General features: G+C 66.2%; 17 protein-coding genes and 1 tRNA gene. 12 read left to right on the top strand and 6 right to left on the bottom strand.

The features are described 5' to 3' along the window. The first annotated feature begins 5 nt into the window (after nucleotides 1-5). Both mutL and miaA read left to right on the top strand, forming a co-directional pair. Nucleotides 6-1973: a DNA mismatch repair endonuclease MutL gene (mutL, locus tag BMX85_RS21540; protein ID WP_090323505.1), complete on the top strand. Its 1968-nt coding sequence runs from the start codon at nucleotides 6-8 to the stop codon at nucleotides 1971-1973. Nucleotide 1974: 1 nt separating this feature from the next. Beyond that, complete coding sequence (gene miaA / locus BMX85_RS21545) at nucleotides 1975-2931, top strand: tRNA (adenosine(37)-N6)-dimethylallyltransferase MiaA (RefSeq protein ID WP_090323508.1); 957 nt, start codon at nucleotides 1975-1977, stop codon at nucleotides 2929-2931. Between the two features lie 12 nt (nucleotides 2932-2943). On the opposite strand, the gene BMX85_RS21550 is transcribed toward miaA, so the two are convergent. Next, nucleotides 2944-3348, bottom strand: a complete 405-nt coding sequence (locus tag BMX85_RS21550; protein WP_090323511.1) for a VOC family protein — start codon at nucleotides 3346-3348, stop codon at nucleotides 2944-2946. A 158-nt stretch (nucleotides 3349-3506) separates the two neighbouring features. On the opposite strand from BMX85_RS21550, the gene BMX85_RS21555 reads away from it, so the two are divergent. Next, nucleotides 3507-3583, top strand: a tRNA-Met gene (locus tag BMX85_RS21555). Between the two features lie 548 nt (nucleotides 3584-4131). On the opposite strand, the gene BMX85_RS21560 is transcribed toward BMX85_RS21555, so the two are convergent. Together BMX85_RS21560 and BMX85_RS21565 are read right to left on the bottom strand one after the other, a co-directional pair. Further along, nucleotides 4132-4620 carry a hypothetical protein gene (locus tag BMX85_RS21560; RefSeq protein ID WP_090323513.1) on the bottom strand — a complete coding sequence of 163 codons (489 nt, stop codon included), beginning with the start codon at nucleotides 4618-4620 and terminating at the stop codon, nucleotides 4132-4134. Nucleotides 4621-4633: 13 nt separating this feature from the next. Beyond that, nucleotides 4634-5710: an extracellular catalytic domain type 2 short-chain-length polyhydroxyalkanoate depolymerase gene (locus BMX85_RS21565; RefSeq protein ID WP_090323517.1), complete on the bottom strand. Its 1077-nt coding sequence runs from the start codon at nucleotides 5708-5710 to the stop codon at nucleotides 4634-4636. A gap of 462 nt (nucleotides 5711-6172) precedes the next feature. Between BMX85_RS21565 and BMX85_RS21570 the strand changes: the two genes are divergently transcribed. The 5 genes from BMX85_RS21570 to BMX85_RS21590 all read left to right on the top strand — a co-directional run bounded on the left by BMX85_RS21570 (nucleotide 6173) and on the right by BMX85_RS21590 (nucleotide 15529). Then, the gene (locus BMX85_RS21570) at nucleotides 6173-9043 is read left to right on the top strand and encodes a TonB-dependent receptor (RefSeq protein ID WP_090323520.1); all 2871 of its coding nucleotides are present in this window, start codon (nucleotides 6173-6175) and stop codon (nucleotides 9041-9043) included. A gap of 17 nt (nucleotides 9044-9060) precedes the next feature. After that, nucleotides 9061-10200 carry a glycoside hydrolase family 88/105 protein gene (locus BMX85_RS21575; protein WP_218147389.1) on the top strand — a complete coding sequence of 380 codons (1140 nt, stop codon included), beginning with the start codon at nucleotides 9061-9063 and terminating at the stop codon, nucleotides 10198-10200. A 13-nt stretch (nucleotides 10201-10213) separates the two neighbouring features. Further along, nucleotides 10214-11500, top strand: coding sequence for a DUF2264 domain-containing protein (locus BMX85_RS21580; protein ID WP_090323522.1), 1287 nt, complete (start codon nucleotides 10214-10216; stop codon nucleotides 11498-11500). A gap of 4 nt (nucleotides 11501-11504) precedes the next feature. Further along, nucleotides 11505-13859 carry a beta-galactosidase gene (locus BMX85_RS21585; RefSeq protein WP_090323528.1) on the top strand — a complete coding sequence of 785 codons (2355 nt, stop codon included), beginning with the start codon at nucleotides 11505-11507 and terminating at the stop codon, nucleotides 13857-13859. A 161-nt stretch (nucleotides 13860-14020) separates the two neighbouring features. Further along, nucleotides 14021-15529 carry a GGDEF domain-containing protein gene (locus BMX85_RS21590; protein WP_229210607.1) on the top strand — a complete coding sequence of 503 codons (1509 nt, stop codon included), beginning with the start codon at nucleotides 14021-14023 and terminating at the stop codon, nucleotides 15527-15529. Here the strand turns inward: BMX85_RS21590 and BMX85_RS21595 are convergent. Continuing rightward, nucleotides 15522-16349 (bottom strand): AraC family transcriptional regulator, encoded by an 828-nt coding sequence (locus BMX85_RS21595; protein ID WP_229210608.1) that lies wholly within the window; start codon nucleotides 16347-16349, stop codon nucleotides 15522-15524. The genes BMX85_RS21590 and BMX85_RS21595 overlap by 8 nt on opposite strands. A 123-nt stretch (nucleotides 16350-16472) precedes the next feature. Here BMX85_RS21595 and BMX85_RS21600 point away from each other — a divergent pair, with 123 nt between their 5' ends. The 4 genes from BMX85_RS21600 to BMX85_RS21615 are packed head-to-tail and all read left to right on the top strand — an operon-like array spanning nucleotide 16473 to nucleotide 20065. Further along, nucleotides 16473-17405: a 4-hydroxyproline epimerase gene (locus BMX85_RS21600; RefSeq protein ID WP_090323532.1), complete on the top strand. Its 933-nt coding sequence runs from the start codon at nucleotides 16473-16475 to the stop codon at nucleotides 17403-17405. Then, nucleotides 17402-18508 carry an NAD(P)/FAD-dependent oxidoreductase gene (locus BMX85_RS21605; RefSeq protein WP_090323534.1) on the top strand — a complete coding sequence of 369 codons (1107 nt, stop codon included), beginning with the start codon at nucleotides 17402-17404 and terminating at the stop codon, nucleotides 18506-18508. The genes BMX85_RS21600 and BMX85_RS21605 overlap by 4 nt, the downstream gene beginning before the upstream one ends. Beyond that, a complete protein-coding gene (locus BMX85_RS21610; protein WP_090323537.1) occupies nucleotides 18501-18806 on the top strand; it encodes a (2Fe-2S)-binding protein in 306 nt (101 codons plus the stop codon). Before BMX85_RS21605 ends, BMX85_RS21610 begins: the two co-directional genes overlap by 8 nt. Then, the gene (locus tag BMX85_RS21615) at nucleotides 18803-20065 is read left to right on the top strand and encodes an NAD(P)/FAD-dependent oxidoreductase (RefSeq protein WP_090323539.1); all 1263 of its coding nucleotides are present in this window, start codon (nucleotides 18803-18805) and stop codon (nucleotides 20063-20065) included. Before BMX85_RS21610 ends, BMX85_RS21615 begins: the two co-directional genes overlap by 4 nt. Before the next feature lie 40 nt (nucleotides 20066-20105). On the opposite strand, the gene BMX85_RS21620 is transcribed toward BMX85_RS21615, so the two are convergent. Together BMX85_RS21620 and BMX85_RS21625 are read right to left on the bottom strand one after the other, a co-directional pair. After that, nucleotides 20106-21098 (bottom strand): LacI family DNA-binding transcriptional regulator, encoded by a 993-nt coding sequence (locus tag BMX85_RS21620; RefSeq protein ID WP_090323542.1) that lies wholly within the window; start codon nucleotides 21096-21098, stop codon nucleotides 20106-20108. Between the two features lie 85 nt (nucleotides 21099-21183). Next, complete coding sequence (locus BMX85_RS21625; protein WP_090323545.1) at nucleotides 21184-22587, bottom strand: MFS transporter; 1404 nt, start codon at nucleotides 22585-22587, stop codon at nucleotides 21184-21186. Between the last annotated feature and the right edge of the window lie 76 nt (nucleotides 22588-22663).

Consider the following 22663-nt stretch of genomic DNA (forward strand, 5'->3'; position numbering starts at 1 on the left):
CTGCGATGAACGCGCCAGACACCCAAACCCTCGCCCCCGCCGCTCCCCGCCCGATCCAGGCCCTGCCCGACCAGCTGATTTCGCAGATCGCCGCCGGCGAGGTGGTCGAGCGGCCGTCCGCCGTCGTCAAGGAGCTGCTGGAGAACGCCCTCGACGCCGGCGCCACGCAGATCACCGTGCGGCTGGAGGAAGGCGGCGTCAAACGCATCGCCATCACCGACAACGGGCGCGGCATCCCGCCCGAGCAGATGCCGCTGGCGCTGGCCCGGCACGCGACCTCGAAGATCGCCTCGCTGAACGACCTGGAAAACGTCGGCACGCTCGGCTTCCGGGGCGAGGCGCTGGCGTCGATCGCCTCGGTGGCCGCCGTCACGCTGACCTCGCGCACCGCCGACGCCGCGCACGCGTGGGAAATCGTCGGCTCGCACAACGGCACGGTGGCGCCGTCGTCCGGCGCGCTGGGCACCACCATCGACGTGCAGGACCTGTACTTCAACACGCCGGCGCGCCGCAAGTTCCTCAAATCCGAGCAGACCGAATTCGGCCACTGCGCCGAGGTCGTGCGCCGCATCGCGCTGGCGCGCCCGGACGTTTCGTTCTCGCTCAGTCACAACGGCCGCACCATCGACCACTGGAACGTCAGCGAGATGGCCAAGCGCAGCGCCCACATCCTCGGCGACGGCTTCGCCGAGGCGCGCCTGCCGATCGACGAACGGGGCGGCGCGCTGCGCCTGCACGGCTACGCCGGCCTGCCGACGGCCTCCAAGGCGCGCGCCGACGGCCAGTTCTTCTACGTGAACGGGCGCTTCGTGCGCGACAAGGTGCTGGTGCACGCGGTCAAGGCGGCCTACCAGGACGTGCTGCACGGCGACCGCTTCCCTTCCTATGTGCTGGCGCTCGAACTCGATCCGGCGCTGGTCGACGTCAACGTCCACCCGTCGAAGATCGAGGTGCGCTTCCGCGACAGCCGCGCGGTGCACCAATTCGTCTTCCACGCGGTGCAGCGCGCGCTGGCCTCGACGTCGGCCACCGCGCACGGCAGCGTGCCGTCGCCCTTGCCGGCGGCCGAAAGCCTGAACAGCGCGACCTGGCGCGGCGAACAGACCTCGTTCGGCCTGGGGCCGGCGCTGCTGGACGCTAATTACACGCCGACGTACTCGCCGTCGCCGTTCGGATCGCGCAATGGCGACGCCGGCGGCGCCGGCTTCGGCGCGCCGCGCTTTGGCGGCAACGAGGGCGGCGTCGCCCAGAGCACCGAAAAATACGGCGCGCTGTTCGGCGGCGCCGGCCGCATCGACGGCTACCGCGCCGAAGCGGATATGGCGCTGCCGCAGGCCAGCCCGTTCGCGGTGTCCTCCGCCGCCATGGCGCAGGAGGAATTCCCGCTCGGCTTCGCGCTGGCGCAGCTGCACGGCATCTACATCCTGGCGCAGAACACCAAGGGCCTGGTGCTGGTCGACATGCACGCCGCGCACGAACGCATCCTGTACGAACAGTTGAAGACCGCGCTGGAGAGCCGCGTCGCCGGCGAGGAGATGCAGGTGCAGCCGCTGCTGATCCCCGTCACCTTCTACGCCGACGCGGTGGAAGTGGGCACCGCGCAGGAACACCAGGAGACGTTGCAGGCGCTCGGCTTCGACATCGCCGCGCTGTCGCCGACCACCTTGGCGGTGCGCTCGGTGCCGGTGCTGCTGAAGAACGCCGATGCCCAAACGCTGGCGCGCGACGTGCTGCGCGACGTGCGCGAATTCGGCGGCTCGCGCGTGCTGATCGAGCGTCAGAACGAACTGCTCGGCACCCTCGCCTGCCACACGGCGGTGCGCGCCAACCGCATCCTGTCGACGCAGGAAATGAACGCCCTGCTGCGCCAGATGGAAAGCACCGAACGCGCCGACCAGTGCAACCACGGCCGCCCGACCTGGGTGCAGGTGGAAATCGGCGCGCTCGACAAGCTTTTCCTGCGCGGCCAATAAGATGAACGCACCCGTTTCAAAGCCGCTGGCGGTGGCCATCATGGGACCGACGGCGTCCGGCAAGACCGCGTCGGCGCTGGCGATCGCCGAGCGCATCCCGTCCGAGATCATCTCCGTCGATTCGGCGCTGGTGTACCGCGGCATGGACATCGGCACCGCCAAGCCCACGCGCGAGGAGCGCGCCGCCGCGCCGCACCACCTGATCGACATCCTCGACCCGCTCGATTCGTATTCGGTGGCGCAGTTCCGCACCGATACCCTGCGGCTGGTCGACCAGATTGTCGCGCGCGGCAACCTGCCGTTGCTGGTCGGCGGCACCATGCTGTACTTCAAAGGGCTGGCCGATGGCCTCGACGACCTGCCGGGCGCCGATCCGGCCCTGCGCGTGGAACTGGAAGAAGACGCGGCGCGCATCGGCTGGCCGGCGATGCACGCGAAGCTGGCCGCGCTCGACCCGGAGACGGCGGCGCGGCTGGCGCCCAACGACGCCCAGCGCATCCAGCGCGCGCTGGAGATCTGCGCCTTGAGCGGAAAGCCGATGTCCGAGCTGCTGGCGCTGCGTGAGAAGACCGAACTGCCGTTCGAGCTGCTGTCGTTCGCGCTGGAGCCGTCGGACCGCGCGGTGCTGCATCAGCGCATCGCGCGCCGCTTCGACATCATGTTGGAAGAGTCCGAGGACGGCAATCTGATCACCGAGGTGGAGGTGCTGCGCCGGCGCGGCGACCTGCATCCGGGACTGCCGTCGATGCGCTGCGTCGGCTATCGGCAGGCGTGGGAGTATCTGGACGGGACAATCGACTACGCGACCATGCGCGAGACGGGCATCATCGCCACGCGCCAGCTCGCCAAGCGCCAGTTGACGTGGCTGCGCTCGATGCCGGAGCGCGTGGCGCTCGATTGCCTGGCGCCCGATCCGGCCGGCGCCATGCTGGCGCGGATCGCCGAAAAGCTGGGGTAAACGCCACCCCGGTCAGGTGGTCGGCGGCGCCGAATCCATGTAAATGATTTCCCACAGATGACCGTCGAGGTCCTGGAAGCCGTGGCCATACATGAAACCGTGGTCCTGCGGCTCCTTGTAGGCGCTGCCGCCGGCCTCGATCGCCTTGTTCACCAGCGCCGCCACCTGGTCGCGCGACTCCACCTGCAGGCACACCAGCACCTCGGTCGAGGTGCGGGCGTCGCTGACCGGTTTGGGCGTGAAGGTCTTGAAGCGCTCCTCGGTCAGCAGCATGACGAAGATGTTCTCGGCGACGATCATGCAAGTGGCGCCCTCGTCCGTGTAATGCTGGTTGAACGAATAGCCCAGATGGGTAAAGAATTGCACCGATTTCGGCAAGTCGCGCACAGGCAAATTCACAAAAATATTGGTGGCCATACCATCTCCATTTCGTTATATGCTGATCGTCCGGACTTCAGAATACCAATATGCTAACGTTTTAGCGACTGCCACGCGCTTGCACACACTTTTTTAGAAAAATCTTTGGACCACCCTTGACAGTCCAAAGCCCAACCCCGATAATGCTGGGCGTTGCAGGTGATATAGCTCAGTTGGTTAGAGCACAGCATTCATAATGCTGGGGTCGGTGGTTCAAGTCCACCTATCACCACCAAGAATTCGATAAGCCGCTGCCCCGAAAGGGTCAGCGGCTTTTTCTTTGCTGCTGCAGGCCTTGCCGCATCCGCGAGGTCACTGACGGTCTTCCAGCTAATTCGCTACACTGGTCTACGTGAATTGGCGACACGAGGTATGTCATGCGGAAAATCACCTTGGATATCGAAGACAGTCACTTCGCCGCGTTCGAAGCGATGGCGCGTGCGAAAGACGTCGACACGCTCGAGATTATCAACACGCAGCTGAAACAAGCGGCCAACCTTCTTGAGATGGTTGAGCAGGCGACTGGCGTGCTGCAGCAATCGTCTGCGGACCAAATATTAAGGGAAATCGCAGCATTGAACGCTCTGATGGCGTGGGCCACTAAAACAGACAATCTGGGCGCCGCGTTGTCGACGCCCCCCCCGGTCAAGGGCACCCTGGAGGAGCGCCGCGCGGCGCGTCTCGCCCTACTGAAGCAGGGCGGGCCGCTCTGGGCAGGCGGAAGGAAAGCTGAAGGACGCACCGTCTGTCGATTTGGCGCCGGCACCATTCCAAAGGTCGCGCTTACGCTGCGGCCAGCGGCGCGGACGTCTTCTGGCTGGCCCAATACCCGTAATCGACGTCAATGTTTTCCAGCAGCCCGAGGAAATCGGTGGCCTGGCCGGACAGCAGCTGGCCCAGCTGCATCGATAGATTGCACTGCTTCTCGACCAGCTTGGACATGGTGTTGGCCTGCCGCAGCTGCCCGTAGTCTTCGAGCAGTAGCGTGCAGCCCTGGCGCCAGTTCAGCCCCTGCTGGTGCAGGCGCTGGCCGACGGCCGCCGTCAGCTGCATCGATTCGCTCCAGACGGCCGGATCCCACAGCCGCGCCGTCAGCGCCAGCGACAAGGCGCCGTTGTTGACCATGCTCGCGGCGTATTTCTGCGTCAGCCGTTGCGCGGTCCTAGCATGCTCGACGTGCGTCGCCGCGCTGGTGGCGAGCGCGCTGGCTTCGGCGGCGAGATCTGGCTGATGATTCGGTGTCAATCCGACGGCGACGGGGTATTTACTCATGGCGTCCTCCTAATCAAGCGCAAAGGCGGTCAAGCATGGCGTGTATGGCCTTGATCTGCACGGCATCACGGGAATAGTAAAGCGACTTCGCATCCTTGCAGCTGTAGCCCCACCAATCCCAGCAGCCATCCGGGTTTTGCACCTCGCCGTTGTCGGTGCCCTCGGCCTGCGGATAGAGCACGATGATGTCGTTGCTCTCGGCGATTTCGTTGTAGCCGGTGCTGGTGATGTAACGGTTGCCGTAGGGCGGCTGGTTGGCGACGTCGGCGCGGCCGGCGACATAGTCGGTGTAGTTGTAGCCCTGTTTGCAGCCGTGCAGGGCGATGTGCACGCGCGGCGCCTTCACCGATCCGGCCAGCACCCGCGAGGGAATATAGGCGTAGCCGAATTGGCTCATGCTGGTCCAGCGCGCGTCCGCGCCGAGGAACTCGGTCTGCTCGAAGCGCAGCAACTGGCCGGCGGCATAGTCGGCGGGCGGCTTCAGGCCGGCATAGATATGGCGCAGGATGTCGTGCGACTGCATGAATCCGCCGTTGTTGATGTACGGCGGCTGGTTGGTCGCCAGCGCCGAATCCTCCGGGTTGTCGGTGATGATGCAATGGCCCGAGGGCACGTTGTCGTGGTAGGCGATGTTCTCCGGCTTCACGCCCAGCATCTCGTAGAACTGGCGGGTTTGCGCCACCACGTCGGAATAGACGACGTCGTCCCGGCTGCCGGTGAAGATGTAGAGCCGGTCATCGGCGAGATTGGCGACGTCGTCGATCAAGCCCTCGCTGGCCGATTCGCGCGTCATCGCGGCCAATTGCCGCGCATCGGGCGCCGTTTGCGGAATTAGCGGACTCATGCAAATGTACAGCGAGTTTTCGATATACGCGTCCTCCTCCGACACCAGCTGCCGCGAACGGTAGGTCTGGGCGCAGCGGAACGGCCCGCCGGCGATGATGCCCGCCCCCGCGAAGCTGGCCGAGCGGGCCAGGTGCAGCTGCACGGTCATGAAGGCGCCTGACGACAGGCCGGAAATCGAATTTTTCTGCTTCGACGCCCCGTACGATCCGAGTTGAACAATTTTCGCTCCTGCGCTGGCCAGCATCGTGCGTCTCCTTGTTTGGCGATTAACGGTCCGGGGTGCGGCGGGTGCTTTCTAGCCGCGTAGAAACGCTATTCTGTGATCTCCCCGTGATTGGTTCTTGCGATTTGTCAAAACTCTCGACGACCGGCGCGTAGGTTTTTTTCCACAAATTCGTATAGAAAATTTGCATCCGTCTATACGAAGTGGGAATACCTGCCCGCACAAATAATCATCTTGTTGATTGCTTATGATTTTTTTGCCAATTACACATTCCGATTTGCAAGCCACCGGCAACATTGGCGGCGGCTCGCTGAGAGGGAAACAGCCCTCTCCCCATCAAATTCTTCCTCCACGGAAACCGTTTAACTTCCGGTCGCCAGCCGCTCTACCGCGAGTTGCTCACTGTTTGCTAAATGACTAGTCTTGACCGTGCCAGGCAGGAGACGGCTTAGGCGACCCAGAAATCAAACACTGAGGATAAAAATGAAAAAGAAGACATTGGAGACGATGGTGGCGCTGGCACTGGCCGCCATGTACGCGCCGGGCGCACTGGCGCAGGAGGCCGCGGCCACCGCCAGCGGTGAATCGGCCACCCCGGCCGCCCCGCCCGCCGCCCAGGACCGGGTCGAAACCGTGGTCGTCACCGGTTTCCGCTCCAGCCTGCAGAAGGCGCTCAATCTCAAGGCCCAGGCCATCGGCGTGCGCGACTCCATCGTCGCCGAGGACATCGGCAAATTCCCCGAGGCGAACGTCGCCGAATCGCTGCAGCGCGTGCCCGGCGTGATCCTGAACCGCGACGAATCGTCCGGCGAAGGCCAGCGCATTTCGATCCGCGGCCTGCCGACCGACTATTCGGTCACGACCCTGAACGGCGCGCCGGTCAACACCACGTCGACGTCGACCATCGGCAGCGCGGCGCGCGGCTTCAACTACGACGTGTTCGCGTCCGAACTGTTCGGCCGCGTCGACTTCTACAAATCGCCGCTGGCCGAGCTGACCGAGGGCGGCCTCGGTGGCGTGGTCGACCTGCAGACCCCGCGCCCGTTCGACAATCCGAAGCGCACCATCCGCTACGGCCTGACCGACACCTACAACACCGCCTCCAAACACCACGATCCGAACGGCTTCGTGCTGTATTCGAACACTTGGGACAAGCTGGGCTTCCTGATCGGCGCCTCGCACTCGGGCAGCGTCAACACCCGCTCCGGCTTCGAGGCGACCGGCGGCTACAACAGCTCCTTCAACGGCAGCCAGAATCCAGTGAAAGGCAATTTCGCGCTGACCCTGGACTATGACGATCCGCGCGCCAACCTGTCCGGCTATACCCGCGACCAGATCGACAAGGCCCTGCTGCCGCGCATCTACCGCTTCTACGGCTCGCAGAACGAGCGCACCCGCGACGGCCTGGTCTCGTCGCTGCAGTGGAAGACGCCGACGCTCAACCTGAGCCTCGACACGATGTACTCGAAGCTGGAGAACACCCGCGAGGAGACGCTGTTCGGCATCCTGGTGCGCAGCACCAGGACCAGCAACCGCACGTTGCCGGCCGGCGCCAACGGCAACAACGGCCTGATTCCGGTCAATGTGCACATCGACCCGGCCACCAACCTGCTGACCGGCACCTTCGCCAACACCACCTACAACGCCGGCGCCGGCTACACCAAGGACGAAACCGAATTCGGTTACGGCGCCTTGAACGGCAGCTGGAAGGTCAGCGACAAATTCACCCTGACCGGCCAGGCCAGTTTGAACCAGAGCAGCGCCACCAGCGCCACCGGCCAGCTGTCGAGCTTCATCTACGGCGCGCAATCGACCATCGATTACGGCAGCGACCATGTCTATCCGTCGATCTCGTCGCCGACCAGCTACACCGATCCGAACAACTGGAGCGGCTTCGCCGTCAGCACCGGCTGGACCAAGGAGACCGACAAGGGCAAGCAGGCGCGCGTGGTCGCCGACTGGGACTACGACCTGCCCGGCGAATGGACCGGCCACCTGAAAGCCGGCCTGACCTTCGTCTCGACCACCAAGGGCGTCAACAAACGTAACGGCACCTCGCTGGCGACGGCGAAGTTGAACAGCATCGGCGCCGCCGGCATGCGCAACGGCATGACCAGCAACCTGCCGATCGATAACCTGGACTTCGGCGCCGGCTGGCCGCATGCGTGGAGCACCTGGGACAGCAACTACTTCTACTCGCAGTTCGATCCGAACACCTACAATCCGCAATCGGCGTTCACGCCTTCGCAAAGCTTCACCGCGCAGGAAGACGTCAAGACCGCGTTCGTGCAGTCGGACTTCAAGGGCAAGGTCGCCGACCACGAATTGCGCATCAACGCCGGCGTGCGCTTCTCCGGCACCGACACCAAGATCGACAACTTCAAGCAGCAGGGCGCAAGCCTGGTCTACTCGCCCAACCACGAGCAAGGCTCGTACAGCAATGTGCTGCCGGCCGTCAGCGGCGCCTTCGACCTGACCGAGAACCTGATGTGGCGCGCCTCGTGGGGCAAGACCATCACGCGCGCCTCGCTGTCGGTGATCGCCGCGCAGACCGTGATCCCGAACCAGTTCGACAACACCGCCACCTCGGGCAATCCCAACCTGCGCCCGCAGCAGTCGAAGAACCTGGACACCAGCATGGAATGGTACTTCTCGCCCGGCAGCCTGCTGTCGGCCGCCTACTTCAAGAAGGAGCTGACCGACGCCACCGTCGCCAACACCCAGATCGTCACCTTCGGCTCCCTCGGCCTGCCCGACACCGCGCTCGGTCCCCTGTTCCAGGACGCCAGCGGCCGCGTCGACCCGAACCTGGCGATGACGCTGCGCAGCTACACCAACGCCGGCCGGCAAACGCTCAAAGGCTACGAGCTGGCCTACCAGCAGGCGTTCAGCTTCCTGCCGGCGCCATTCAACGGCATGGGCGCGCTGGCCAGCTACACGCACATCGATCCGTTCAACAGCGCCAAGTGGATCTCCAACGCCGGCAAGGAGATCGAAGTCAACTCGGTGCCGAAGTACGCCTACAGCACTACGCTGTATTTCGAGAACGGCCCGGTCGCGATGCGCATGTCCTACAACTACAAAGGCAAGTCGCTGCACGGCGATAACCCGCGCAACCTGGGCGACGATTTGATCCGCTGGCGCGCCGGCCGGGGCTACCTCGACGCCAACATCAGCTACAAGATCAGCGAGCAGCTGGAGTTCCGCATCGACGCGCTCAACCTGAGCAACACGCTGGCCCAGGACTATTTCGAGGATGCCAGCGGCCAGTACGGCAGCGGCAAGAAGACACGGATGGACTATGCCAAGTATGATGGCCGCACCATCAAATTCGGCATCCGTGGAAAACTCTAAGGGACCATCACCAAGCTATGATGAAACGACTCTTCGCAACCGGCGCGATGGCGCTCGGTCTGGCCGGCTGCGGCACCCTGCCGCCGCCGGCGGTCGACACCTCCGAACAGGAGGTTGTCGCCATTATCAACAAGGTCAACGACTACTGGCAGCAGCGCGAGACACCGCAAAAGTGGGCCTTCTGGGATATCGCCGCCTACCACACCGGCAATATGGAGGCCTACAAGATCACCGGTAATCCGCGCTACCGCCAGTATTCCGAGGACTGGGCCATCCACAACCAGTGGCAGGGCGCGAAGTCCACCGACAAGACCAAGTGGAAGTACCAGTACGGCGAGACCGACGAACATGTGCTGTTCGGCGACTGGCAAATCTGCTTCCAGACCTATGTCGATCTGTATGAGCTGGACAAGATCAAGGACCCGCGCAAGATCGCCCGCGCGCGCGAGGTGATGGAATACCAGATGAACACCGCGCAGAAGGATTACTGGTGGTGGTCGGACGGCTTGTACATGGTGATGCCGGTGATGACCAAGCTGCATAACGTCACGGGCGAGCGCAAGTACCTCGACAAGCTGCACGAGTATTTCGACTATTCGAACAGCATCATGTACGACGCCGAGGAGCGGCTTTACTACCGCGACGCGCGCTACGTCTATCCGAAGCACAAAAGCGTCAACGGCAAGAAGGACTTCTGGTCGCGTGGCGACGGCTGGGTGTTCGCCGGACTGGCAAAAGTACTCAACGACCTGCCGAAGGACGACGCCCACCGCGCCGACTACGTGGCCAAGTTCAAGGGCATGGCGCAGGCGCTGAAGAAGGCGCAGTCGAACGACGGCTACTGGACCCGCAGCCTGCTCGATCCCGCGCACGCGCCCGGACCGGAAACCAGCGGCACCGCGTTCTTCGTCTACGGCTACCTGTGGGGCATCAACAACGGCGTGCTCGATCGCGACGAGTACCTGCCGACGGTGCGCAAGGGCTGGAACTTCCTGAGCAAGACGGCGCTGCAACCGGACGGCCGGATCGGCTATGTGCAGCCGATCGGCGACCGTGCGATTCCGGGACAGGTGGTCGACCAGAATTCGACCACGCCGTTCGGTGTCGGCGCGTATCTGCTGGCGTCCTCCGAAATGGTGCGGCTGCTGAAAAAATAATAACGGAGACACGATGGAACGACGCAATTTCATACAGGCCGTGATGGCCGGTTCGGCCGCGGGTGCGACGCTGGGAGCGCAAAGCGCCGTCGCCGCGACTCCAGCCCCGGCATCGGCTTCGCCGGCCGGCGCCGACGGCAAGACCGCGCGCGCGCAACTGGCAGCGCTGGCGCAAAAGATGACCGAACCGGTGCTGGCCAACATGGCGGCCGGCACCTTGAAGAAAAACTTCGCGCTGGAAGTGAGCCCGACCTGGGATGGCCGCGACAAGGGCGTGGCCTATCTCGAGTGCTTCGGCCGGCTGATCGCCGGCGTGGCGCCGTGGCTGGCGTTGGCGGACGACGGCACGCCGGAGGGCCGCACCCGCAAGCGCCTGCATCAACTGGCGCTGCAAAGCTATGCCAACTCGGTCGATCCGGCCAATCCGGACTACCTGCTGTGGAAAGGCCCGGGCCAGACGCTGGTCGATTCGGCCTACTTCACCAATGCGCTGATCCGCGCGCCGAAGGCGCTGTGGGAGCCGCTCGACGCCAAGACCAAGCAGCGCATCATCGCCGAGATCAAATCGCTGCGCCGCATCGAGCCGCCGTACATCAACTGGATGCTGTTCGCCGCCATGAACGAAGCCTGGCTGATGTCGATCGGCGAGGAGTTCGACCCGCTGCGCATGAACGTGGCGATCCGCAAGATCAACGAATGGTATGTGGGCGACGGCTGGATCAAGGACGGCGACGCCTTCCACTTCGACTACTACAACGCCTTCGTCATGCACCCGATGCTGGTGGAGATCCTCGACGTGCTCGATCAGAAAAAAGGCGCGTTCTGGAACGGCAAGCCCGAGGAGCTGCGCGCGCAGGCGGTCAAGCGCATGCAGCGCTACAGCGAGCACCTGGAGCGCTTCATCTCCACCGATGGCAGCTTCCCGCCGATCGGCCGTTCGCTGACCTACCGCACGGCGGCGTTCCAGCCGCTGGCGCTGCTGGCGCTGCGCAAGCAGCTGCCCGCCAGCCTGCCGGAGGGCCAGATCCGCGCCGCGCTGCAGGCGGTGCACAAGGCCGTGTGGACGGCGCCCGGCAACTTCACCAGGGACGGCTACCTGACCATCGGCTTCGTCGGCCACCAGCCGGAGCTGGGCGACTGGTACTCCAACAACGGCAGCATGTACATCGCCTCGGCCAGCCTGCTGCCACTGGGCCTGCCGGAGAGCGACAGCTACTGGACCTCGGCGCCGCAGGACTGGACCCAGAAAAAAGCCTTCGCCGGCGCCCGTTTCCCTAAAGATTACCCAGTCAACTACTGATCCCATGACCACATACTCCGTAAAACGCCGCGAAGTGCTGCGCGGCGCCAGCGCCGCCATGGGCAGCCTGCTGCTGCCGGTGGCCGCCCAGGTGCACGCCGCCGCCTCCGCGCGCTTCGCCATCGGCGACAGCGACTTCCTCCTCGACGGCCAGCGCCTGCAGATCCGCTGCGGCGAAATGCACTTCGCCCGCGTGCCGCGCGAATACTGGACGCACCGCCTGAAAGCCATCAAGGCCATGGGCCTGAACACCGTCTGCGCCTACCTGTTCTGGAACTACCACGAATGGCGCGAGGGTAAATACGACTGGCAGGGACAGCGCGACGCCGCCGAATTCTGCCGCCTGGCGCAGGCCGAGGGCCTGTGGGTGATCCTGCGTCCCGGCCCCTACGCCTGCGCCGAGTGGGAAATGGGCGGCCTGCCATGGTGGCTGCTGAAGAAGCCCGGCGATAGCTTCCTGCGCACGCGCGACGCCAACTACATGACGCCTGCCAAGCGCTGGATGAAGGAAGTCGGCCGCGCGCTCGGCCCGCAGCAAATCACCAAGGGCGGTCCTATCCTGATGGTGCAGGTCGAGAACGAGTACGGCTTCTTCGGCGAAGACCTCGACTACATGCGCGAGATGCGCCAGGGACTGCTGGACGCCGGTTTCGACGTCCCGCTGTTCCAGTGCAATCCGACCAACGCCGTCGCCAAGACCCATTTGAAGGAGCTGTTCTCGGTGGCGAACTTCGGCAGCGATCCGGCGGCCGGCTTCAAGGTGCTGGACCAGGTGCAGAAAGGGCCGCGCATGTGCGGCGAATACTACTCCGGCTGGTTCGACACCTGGGGCGCGCCGCACCGGCGCGGCTCGGCCGCCGGCGCGGTGGCCGACATCCAGACCATGCTCAAGGCGAACGGCTCCTTCAGCCTGTACATGGCGCACGGCGGTACCACCTTCGGCCTGTGGGGCGGCTGCGACCGGCCCTTCCGTCCCGACACCACCAGCTACGACTACGACGCGCCGATCAGCGAAGCGGGATGGACGGGCGAAAAATTCCAGGCCTACCGCGACGGCATGAAGCCCTACCTGATGGCCGGCGAAACGCTGCCGCCGCCACCGCCGCAAAACCCGCTGATCGCCATCGCGCCGTTCACGCTGAAGCAGTCGGCGTCGGTGTCGTCGGCCTTGCCGGCCGACGCCATCAAGGCCGTCTCGCCGCAGCCGATCGAGCAGTACGACATCAGCCGGGGGCTGGTGTCCTACAAGGTCACCCTGCCCGCCGGTCCGGCCGCCACGCTGGAAGCGGCCAAGGTGCGCGACCTGGCCTGGGTCTACATCGACGGCAAGCAGGTCGGCACGATGGACACGCGCTACCGCCGCTTCAAGGTCGACCTGCCGGCGCGCAGCCGGCCGGCGACCCTTGAAATCCTGTTGTACACCATCGCGCGGGTCAACTTCGGCGTCGAGATCCACGACCGCAAGGGCATGCACGGGCCGGTGCGTTTGGCCGGCCAGCCGCTGGAAAACTGGGAAATCCGCGCCATCGACTTCGACGCCGACGGCGTGCTGCCGCCGCTGGCGTGGAAAACCGGCCGCGCCAGGGGTCCGGCCTTCTGGCGCGGCGAGTTCGACGCGCCGCAAACCGGCGACACCTTCCTCGACATGTCAAGCTGGGGCCAGGGCGTGGTCTGGGTCAACGGCCGCTGCCTGGGACGCTACTGGAACATCGGGCCGACGCAGACCATGTACCTGCCCGGCCCTTGGATCAAGCGTGGCCGCAACGAGGTGGTGGTGCTGGACTTGACCGGGCCGCAAAGCGCGCGCATCGCCGGCCTGAAGGCGCCTATCCTCGACAAGCTGCGTCCGGAACTCGATCTGGCCCGGCCGCCGAACAACGACAAACCCGCGCTGGATAACGTCAAGCCGGCGCACGAGGGCCAATTCCAGAACGGCGCCGCGACCCAGGATGTCAAGTTCGCGCAGGCCGTCAAAGGCCGCCAGGTGTGCCTGGAGTCGCTCGACGCCTTCGACGGCAAGCAGTTCGCGGCCATCGCGGAACTGGCGCTGCTCGGCGCGGACGGCAAGACGCTGAACCAGTCCAACTGGACCATCGCCTACGTCAGCAGCGAGGAACGCACCAGGGAAGACGGCTCGGCGCTCAACGCCATCAACGGCCAGGCCACGGACTTCTGGCATAGCGCCTACACCGGCAAGGCGCCGCATCCGGCCCACCCGCACCGCATCATCCTCGACCTGGGGCAGTCGGACACGGTGGCCGGCTTGCGCTACACGCCGCGCCAGGGCGCCGACGGGGTGACCGGGCGGATACGCCGCTACCGCGTCTACGTCGGCGAGCAGCTGGTCAAAACCGGCTGACCGCACAACGGTCGCGCGGTCGCGCGGTCAAGCGGCCATGTGTGCGTCGCCGATGACACACATGGCCGATTACGCCGCGCTTATCGTCCCTAGGCGCATGCAAGCATTGACAGCAACTATCTTGTCGCGCAATCATCTCAACCACGGCCACGGTGGCCGGGATGATGGCGTTACAAGGGCAGCCGGCGATGAACAAGCGCGAGAATTTTTGGCATCATCCGGGCTGGCTGTTTTGCCTGCTGCTGCCGTTGTTCCACTTCGCCAGCGTCAAGCTGACCTTCTTCTGCGCCGTCACGCCTGAAAACGTGGTGGTCGTCTGGCTGCCCAACGCGGTGCTGCTGGCGGCGCTGCTGCGTTTCGAGGGGCGCCGCGCGCCGCTGCTGGCCGCCCTCACCTTCACCTCCGACGTGCTGGCCAACGTCAACGCCTTCGGCTGGATGGGTGCTGTCCTGTTCAGCGTGTGCAATTTGACGGAAGTCCTCGTTACATACGCTTTGATGCGCCGCAGCGGCGCGTCGTTCAGCCTTCAGCGCCTGAAGGACCTGATGATCTTCATTTTGGCCGGCCCCGTGGTCGGCGCGCTGCTGGCGGCCTTCATGGCGGCGGCGGTGCTGCATTTTCTGTTTCACGCCCCGCCTTCGTACTTCACGCTGACGCGCCTGTGGTGGTTCGGCGACGGTCTCGGGCTGCTGATCTACACGCCGCTGCTGGTGTCGCTGTCGCAGCCGGCGCGCCACGAACGGCGCCTGACGCGGCTCGACGACACCCTGCTGATCTTCACCCTGCTGCTGGCGACGGCCGTGCTGTCAGCGCACGGCGGCGAGATCGACGGCGTCTCGGTGACGCCGACCCTGCTGCTGCCGGCGGTGGCGCTGATCGCCTTCCGCTGCGGCATCCGCCTCACCACGCTGACGGTGGCGCTGATTTCGCTGTCGACGGCGATGATGATGACCACAGGCTTGAAGCCTTTCGGCGACGTGCCGGTGCATCTGGAGACGGTGCGCGCGCAGGAGTTCATCCTCACGCTTTGCATCGTCGGCATCGGCTTCGCCGTGCTGCTGGACGAACTGCACGCGCGCGAGCGCGACCTGGAAAACCGCGTGCGCCTACGCACCCGGGAACTGGAAAAGTCGAACAGCCTGCTGGCGGCCATGAGCGCCACCGACGGCCTGACCGGCATCGCCAACCGGCGCCGCTTCGACGAGATGCTGGCCAGCGAATGGAACCGCTGCCGCCGTGGCAACCGGCTGCTGATGCTGGCGATGCTCGACGTCGACCTGTTCAAGCAGTACAACGACCATTACGGCCACCAGGCCGGCGACGACGCGCTGTGCGCCGTGGCCGACGAGCTGACCACGCATATCCGCCGCAACAGCGACTTCGTGGCCCGCTACGGCGGCGAGGAGTTCGCCATCATCGCCGAAGCGCAGGACCTGCCGCACGCGCTGGCGATGGCCGACATGATCTGCCGCTCCATCTCCGCGCTCGGGATCGGGCACGAGCGCTCGCCGTTCCAGGTGCTGACGGCAAGCGTCGGCGTGGCGCTGATCGTTCCATGCGAGGACGACCACCCGCTCGATCTGATGAAACTGGCCGACGCGGCGCTGTACCGCGCCAAGCAGCAGGGCCGCAACCGGGTCGAAGTGGCCGACGCCGAGATGGTCACCTGAGCGCCGCCTGGGTGCCGGCGCCGCCGGCAGCCTGGCCGGCCGGTTGGTGGGCGGGCTGGCCGGGCGCTTTGCCCGCCAGCTGGCGGTACTGGCTCGGCGTGACGCCGGTGGTGGCCTTGAACTGGCGCGTGAAGGCGGAATGGTCGCCGTAGCCGCAGGCCTGGGCGATTTCGGCCACGCTGGCGCCGCCGCCCAGCATGCGCGACGCCGCCTCGACGCGGGTCTGGATGATCATCTGCCGGGGCGTCAGGTGGAAGATGCGCAGGAAGTAGCGCTCGATCTGCGCCACCGACATGTTGGCCGTGCGCGCCAGTTCTGCCAGGTGCAGCGGCTGCCCGTACTGCTCCTGGATCAGGTTCACCGCCGCCGCCACCTTGCGGTAGGCGGGATTCTTCTTGTCCGCCATCGCCAGGTCGCGCGAGACGCCGGTCAGGCCGACGATGCGGCCAGCGGCGTCGCGCAGCGCCGTCTTGCGCGTCAGGCACCAGCCGGGATCGCGGCTGGGATACAAATGCAGCTCGAGCTGGTCCTCGATGTCGTTGCCGCCGGCCAGCACCGCCATGTCCTGCGCGACGTACGACTGGCCGAACGGATGGGCGAACACCTCGGCCGGGGTGCGCCCGATCAGCGCCGATTTGTGCCGGCGGCCGCACCGCTGCACCAGCGTTTGATTGACCACCACATACCTTCCCTGCACGTCCTTGACGAAGAAAACCACGTCCGGCAGCGCGTCGAAAAGCGCTTCGGCGAAGAAGGGATCGGCTATGCCTGCGCCCAGCGCGCGGCGGGCGGGGTCGTCGGGAGGGGAGGAATTGTCCATGTTCGCGATTGTGCCAGCGGTCCGCGCCGCAGTCTGCTGTTTTTTCGCGATTGTGCAGATTTCGTCATTTAACGTGCGCAGGCGGTGCAAGACAGCCAGGCCCGGGAAGCCTAAGATTTGAGCATGAAAACCATCACCATCATCGACTCCCATACCGGCGGCGAGCCTACCCGGCTGGTCACCGAGGGCGGCCCGGATCTGGGCAACGGCCCCCTGGACGAGCGCCTGGCACTGCTCAAACGCGAACACGACACCTTCCGCTCCGCCGTGGTGTGCGAGCCGCGCGGCTCCGACGTGCTGGTCGGCGCGCTGCTGTGCGAGCCGCACGCCGCCGATTGCGCGGCCGGCGTCATCTTCTTCAACAATGTCGGCTACCTCGGCATGTGCGGCCACGGCACCATCGGCCTGGTGGCCTCGCTGGCCTTCATGGGCCGCATCGGGCCGGGCCGCCACCGCATCGACACGCCGGTCGGCGTGGTCGAGGCGCGGCTGCACGAAGACGGCAGCGTCACCGTCGACAACGTCGCCTCCTACCGCAGCCGCGAACAGGTCACCGTGGACGTGCCGGGCTACGGCGCGGTCACCGGCGACGTCGCCTACGGCGGCAACTGGTTCTTCCTGGTCGCCGGTCATGGGCTGGAACTGAATGTCGCCAACGTCGAGGCGCTGACCGCCTACAGCGCGGCCGTGGGCGCGGCGCTGCAGCGGGACGGCGTCACCGGCGACGGCGGCGCGCTGATCGACCACATCGAACTGTTCGCGCCATCGCGCACCGGCGCCGACAGCCAAAGCTTCGTGCTGTGCCCCGGTAAAGCCTACGACCGCTCGCCGTGCGGCACCGGCACCAGCGCCAAGCTGGCCTGCCTGGCGGCCGACGGCAAACTGGCCGAGGGCGCGCTGTGGAAGCAGGAAAGCGTCATCGGCAGCGTGTTCGAGGCGTCCTACCGCTATCGCGGCGAGCAGCTGATCCCCAGCATCCGCGGCAAGGCGTGGGTCAACGCGCAGGCGTCGCTGATCCTCGACCCGACCGATCCTTTCGTGTGGGGCATCCGGTGAACAACACCGACGTGATCGTCGTCGGCGCCGGCATCGTCGGCGCGGCCTGCGCGGACGCGCTCAGCGAGCGCGGACTGCGGGTGGCGGTCGTCGAGCAGGATATCGCCGGCGGCGGCGCCACGGCGGCCGGCATGGGCCACCTGGTGGTCATGGACGACAACGCGGCCGAACTGGCGCTGTCGGCGTATTCGGTCTCGTTGTGGAACGACCTGGTGGGCGAACGCCCGCAGCGCCACGAGTACAGCGGCTGCGGCACCATCTGGGTCGCCGCCGATGAAGAGGAAATGGACGCCGCGCGCGTCAAGGCGCAGACGCTGTCGGCCTACGGCGTCACCTGCGAACTGCTGTCGCCGGCGGCGCTGTACGCGCGCGAGCCGCAGCTGCGCGCCGGGCTGGCGGGAGGACTGCTGGTCAAGGGCGACGGCCTGGTCTACCCGCCCAAGAGCGCGCGCATCCTGCTCGACCGCGCGATGCGGCGCGGCGCCATCACCAAGCGCGCCGCCGTGACCGCCATCGAGGACCACGGCGTGGTGCTGGCCGACGGCACGCGCCACCAGGCGCAGCACATCGTGCTGGCCGCCGGTTCGCGCTCGTCGGCGCTGCTGCCGGAGCTGCCGGTGCAGCCGAAGAAAGGACACATCGCCATCACCGACCGCTATCCCGGCTTCGTCCGGCACCAGCTGGTGGAGCTGGGTTATATCAAAAGCGCCCATGCCGCCAGCGGCGACTCGGTCGCGTTCAATTTGCAGCCGCGTCCCACCGGACAAGTGTTGATCGGCTCCTCGCGCCAGTTCGACACCATCGACACGGCGGTGGAGCCGGCCATGCTGCAACGGATGCTCAGGCACGCCACCACCTTCACCCCGGCGCTGGCGCAACTGCACGTGCTGCGTTGCTGGACCGGCCTGCGCGCCGCCACGCCCGACGGCCTGCCGCTGATCGGGCCGCACCCGGCGCGGCGCGGCCTGTGGCTCGCCACCGGCCACGAGGGCCTGGGCATCACCACCTCGCTGGCGACGGCGCAGCTGCTGGCCGGCCAGATGCAAGGCGAGAGCACGCGCATCCCCATCAATCCCTACCTGCCCCGCCGCTTCCATGTTTGAATTCGCCGCCCACACTTTTGCCAACAACCGCGCCAACGGCGACAGCATCACCCTCAGCATCGATGCGCGCGCGGTGAGCGTGGCGCCCGGCGTCAGCGTGGCCGCCGCCATCGCGATGGCGGGCAACATCGTCACCCGGCGCTCGGTCGGCGGCGCCGCGCGCGCGCCGTTGTGCGGCATGGGCGTGTGCCAGGAATGCCGCGTGACCATCGACGGCCGGCCGCATCAGCTTTCGTGCCAGGCCTTGTGCGCCGACGGCATGCATGTGCAGACCGGCGCGCCGGAGCGCGCGGCATGAGCCACTACGACATCCTGGTGATCGGCGCCGGCCCGGCCGGCCTGGCGGCGGCGCATGCCGCCTGCGGCGGCGGCGTGCGGGTCGGCATCGTCGACGACAATCCGCTGGCCGGCGGCCAGATCTGGCGCGGCGGCCCCGATCGGCAGGCCGACCCGCGCGCGCAATCGCTGTGGAGCGCACTGCGCGACGCGCCCAACGTCACCTTCCTGCCGCAAACGCGGGTGCTGTATTCGCCGGAGCCGGGACAGCTGCGGGTGCAGTCGGCGGCGGCCTCGGACACGCTGCGCTTCGGCCATCTGATCCTGGCGACCGGCGCGCGCGAACGGCTGCTGCCCTTCCCCGGATGGACCCTGCCCGGCGTGACCGGCGCCGGCGGCCTGCAGGCGCTGGCCAAGGGCGGCTATCCGCTGCAAGGCAAGCGGGTGGTGGTGGCCGGCAGCGGTCCGCTGCTGCTGGCGGTGGCGGCCACGCTCAAATTCAAGGGCGCGCACATCGTCGCCATCATCGAGCAGGCGGCGACGCCGGCGATGGCGCGCTTCGCGCTGGGCCTGGTCTGGACACCGGCCAAGATCGGGCAGGCGCTGCGGCTGGCCGCGCAACTGAAGGACGTGCCGTATCTGCGCGACAGCTACGTGCATTCGGCGCACGGCGACGGCACCTTGCAATCGGTGCTGGTCCAGCGCGGGCATGGACGCGAGCTGGAAACGCTGCAGTGCGACTACCTGGCCTGCGGCTACGGCCTGATGCCGAACGTGGAACTGGCGCAGGCGCTCGGCTGCGCCACCGCCAGCGACGGCGCGCAAACGGTGGTCGACGCCGACCACTTTCAGCAAACCTCGGTGCTCGGCATCTACTGCGCCGGCGAAGGCACGGGCGTGGGCGGGGTCGACCTGGCGCTGGTGGAGGGCCGCATCGCCGGCCTGTCGGCCAGCGGCCAGATCGTGCCGGCGCAGGCCGAATTCGGCGAACGCGCGCGCTGGCGCAAATTCGCCGCCAGCCTGGCGCGCGCCTTCGCGCTGCGGCCGGAGCTGGCCACGCTGGCCGGCGACGACACCATCGTCTGCCGCTGCGAGGACGTCGCCCACGGCGAACTGCGCACCCACACCACGTGGCGCTGCGCCAAGCTGCAAACGCGCTGCGGCATGGGGCCGTGCCAGGGCCGCATCTGCGGCGGCGCCACCGAAGTGCTGTACGGCTGGCGTCCCGACGCGGTGCGCATGCCGATCTCGCCGGCGCGCATCGACACCATCATCGCCTGAGCAACGCCGGGCCAGGCCGGCCCGAGCGGGGTCTGGAAAATTAATTGCGCTTGGCGACCGAGGTGCGCAGCACCAGTTGCGGTTCGATCATCACGGTATCCGACGGCGGCTTGCCGTCGATCGCGGCGATCAGCTTTTCCATCGCGGCGACGCCCATCCGTTCGCTCTGCAGGTCGACCGTCGTCAGCGCCGGCGACGTGTATTGGCCGTACTGGATGTTGTCGAAGCCGGCCACCGAGATGTCGGCCGGCAGGTTGAAGCCCAAGGTTTGCGCCGCCTTCATGAAGCCGAGCGCGATCAGGTCGTTGTAGCAGATCAAGGCGTCGGGCGGCTGCTCGCCCAGCATGATGGCCGAGCTCAGGCGCTCGCCTTCGGCCGAGGTCGGCGCGCCGCCTTCGTAGACCGTCAATTGCTGGCCGTAGCCGGCCAGGCATTCGCGGATCGCGCCCAGCCGGTCCTCGTCGCGGCGCGAGCGCGGAAAGCGCAGGTAGGCGATCCGCTTGTGTCCCTGCGCGACCAGGTGCCGCACCAGCATGCCGGCGCCGCGATGGTCGTCGCTGCCGACCCACGGCAGGTTCAAGCGCGCCGGCCGGCCGAAATACACCAGCGGCTTGCCCAGGTCCATGACCCAGTCCATTTCCGATTCGAGCATCCGCGAAAAAATGATCAGGCCGTCGACGCGCCGGCTCAGCGCCTCCAGCAGGGGCCGCTCGCGGTCGGGATTTTCCTCGGTGTCGACCAGCAGCAAGGTGTAGCCGTGCGCCAGCGCGACCCGGTTGGCGCCCTTGACGATGCTGGTGAAATGGGGGTTGCCGACGTCCAGCACCGACAGGCCGATGCTCTTGGTGCGGCCGGTGATCATCGATTGCGCCAGCGGATTGGAGCGGTAGCCCAGCCGCGCGATGACTTCCCTGATGGTCGCCTCCACCGCCGGCGAGAAGCGCTGCGCGCCGTTGACGAACTTGGAGACGGTGGCCGTCGATACACCGGCCTCCGCCGCGACGTCGCGGATGGTTGCTACATTTTTTTTCATGATCGGGCTGTGGGATAGGCGCGGCGCCAAAGCGGGGATATTAGCACGCGCCCCCGCCCTCCCGATCAACCCGCCGATCGGCCGCCTACAGGTCGGTGATTTCCTTATGGCGCGGCACCAGCGCCTTCATCACGCACCACGCCACCAGGTAGGCCAGCGCGCAGATGCCGAACATGATCATGTAGCCGGTGCGGATGTCGTTGACCGACTTGTAATAGTCGAACACCCAGCCGCCCAGTTTGGTCAGCGCGACGCCGCCGATGCCGCCGGCCATGCCGCCGATGCCGATCACCGAGGCCACCGATTTTTGCGGGAACATGTCCGACACGGTGGTGAAGATGTTGGCCGACCAGGCCTGGTGCGCCGAGGCGCCGACGCCGATCAGCAGCACCGGCACCCAGAAGCTGATCGCGCCGAGCGGTTGCGCCAGCAGCACCACCAGCGGGAAGAAGGCGATCACCAGCATGGCTTTCATGCGGCCGTCGTACGGCGCGTAGCCGCGCGACATGAAGTAGCTGGGGAACCAGCCGCCGCCGATCGAGCCGATCATCGTCATGCTGTACAACACGGCCAGCGGCACGATGATGGCGTCGCCCTTCATGCCGTATTGCGCCGACAGGTAGGTCGGCAGCCAGAACAGGAAAAACCACCAGACGCCGTCGGTCATGAACTTGCCGAAGGCGAAGGCCCAGGTCTGGCGGTATTTGAGCAGCTGGAACCACGACACTTTTTTGGCGGCGGCGGCCGACGCTTGCTCGGTGGTTTCGACCGGCTGCACCGAGTCGCTGCGGATGTAGGCCAGCTCGGCCTTGGACAGGCGCTTTTGCTGTTCCGGCTTTTCATACAGCCACAGCCACACCGCCATCCACAGGAAGCCCAGCGCGCCGATGATGATGAAGGCCGACTGCCAGCCCCAGACGGCGGCGATCAGCGGCACCGTGATCGGCGCCAGGATGGCGCCGACGTTGGCGCCGGAATTGAAGATGCCGGTGGCGAAGGAGCGTTCCTTCTTCGGAAAGTATTCGGCGGTGGCCTTGATCGCGGCCGGGAAGTTGCCGGCCTCGCCGACCGCCAGCACCGCGCGCGAAATCATGAAGCCGACGATCGACGGCACCAGCACCACGCCGAAGGCGGCGCCGAGGACGGCCGCGCCCTCGCCCATCGGCACCGAGAACGCGTGCAGGATCGCGCCCAGCGACCAGATCAGGATCGCCACCACGTAGGCGGCCTTGGTGCCGATCTTGTCGACCACGCGGCCGGCGAACAGCATCGAGATCGCGTAGACGAACTGGAAGGCGGCGGCGATGTTGGCGTAGTCGGTGTTGGTCCAGCCGAACTCCTTGGACAGGTCCGGCGCCAGCAGGCTCAATACCTGGCGGTCCAGGTAGTTGACGGTGGTGGCAAAAAACAACAGTGCACAGATGGTCCATCGGTATTTACCGACGGCTTGGCCCACCACGTGCGGAGTTACAGGCTCGCTCAGGTTCATGGCATCACTTATGTTTTGGTTTTTGGTGATGATCTCTCGGTCTCCACGAGATCACTTTAGTCGTATGTCATCGTAC

The sequence above is a fragment of the Duganella sp. CF517 genome (assembly GCF_900110275.1).
In the GTDB taxonomy this organism is placed as follows: Bacteria; Pseudomonadota; Gammaproteobacteria; order Burkholderiales; family Burkholderiaceae_D; genus Rugamonas.

What these genes read in the sequence shown, in the direction of transcription:
- mutL (WP_090323505.1), top strand. Translation starts at nt 6, where the DNA reads ATGAACGCGCCAGACACCCAAACCCTCGCCCCCGCCGCTCCCCGCCCG.
- miaA (WP_090323508.1), top strand. Translation starts at nt 1,975, where the DNA reads ATGAACGCACCCGTTTCAAAGCCGCTGGCGGTGGCCATCATGGGACCG.
- BMX85_RS21550 (WP_090323511.1), bottom strand. Translation starts at nt 3,348, where the DNA reads ATGGCCACCAATATTTTTGTGAATTTGCCTGTGCGCGACTTGCCGAAA.
- BMX85_RS21560 (WP_090323513.1), bottom strand. Translation starts at nt 4,620, where the DNA reads ATGAGTAAATACCCCGTCGCCGTCGGATTGACACCGAATCATCAGCCA.
- BMX85_RS21565 (WP_090323517.1), bottom strand. Translation starts at nt 5,710, where the DNA reads ATGCTGGCCAGCGCAGGAGCGAAAATTGTTCAACTCGGATCGTACGGG.
- BMX85_RS21570 (WP_090323520.1), top strand. Translation starts at nt 6,173, where the DNA reads ATGAAAAAGAAGACATTGGAGACGATGGTGGCGCTGGCACTGGCCGCC.
- BMX85_RS21575 (WP_218147389.1), top strand. Translation starts at nt 9,061, where the DNA reads ATGATGAAACGACTCTTCGCAACCGGCGCGATGGCGCTCGGTCTGGCC.
- BMX85_RS21580 (WP_090323522.1), top strand. Translation starts at nt 10,214, where the DNA reads ATGGAACGACGCAATTTCATACAGGCCGTGATGGCCGGTTCGGCCGCG.
- BMX85_RS21585 (WP_090323528.1), top strand. Translation starts at nt 11,505, where the DNA reads ATGACCACATACTCCGTAAAACGCCGCGAAGTGCTGCGCGGCGCCAGC.
- BMX85_RS21590 (WP_229210607.1), top strand. Translation starts at nt 14,021, where the DNA reads ATGATGGCGTTACAAGGGCAGCCGGCGATGAACAAGCGCGAGAATTTT.
- BMX85_RS21595 (WP_229210608.1), bottom strand. Translation starts at nt 16,349, where the DNA reads ATGGACAATTCCTCCCCTCCCGACGACCCCGCCCGCCGCGCGCTGGGC.
- BMX85_RS21600 (WP_090323532.1), top strand. Translation starts at nt 16,473, where the DNA reads ATGAAAACCATCACCATCATCGACTCCCATACCGGCGGCGAGCCTACC.
- BMX85_RS21610 (WP_090323537.1), top strand. Translation starts at nt 18,501, where the DNA reads ATGTTTGAATTCGCCGCCCACACTTTTGCCAACAACCGCGCCAACGGC.
- BMX85_RS21615 (WP_090323539.1), top strand. Translation starts at nt 18,803, where the DNA reads ATGAGCCACTACGACATCCTGGTGATCGGCGCCGGCCCGGCCGGCCTG.
- BMX85_RS21620 (WP_090323542.1), bottom strand. Translation starts at nt 21,098, where the DNA reads ATGAAAAAAAATGTAGCAACCATCCGCGACGTCGCGGCGGAGGCCGGT.
- BMX85_RS21625 (WP_090323545.1), bottom strand. Translation starts at nt 22,587, where the DNA reads ATGAACCTGAGCGAGCCTGTAACTCCGCACGTGGTGGGCCAAGCCGTC.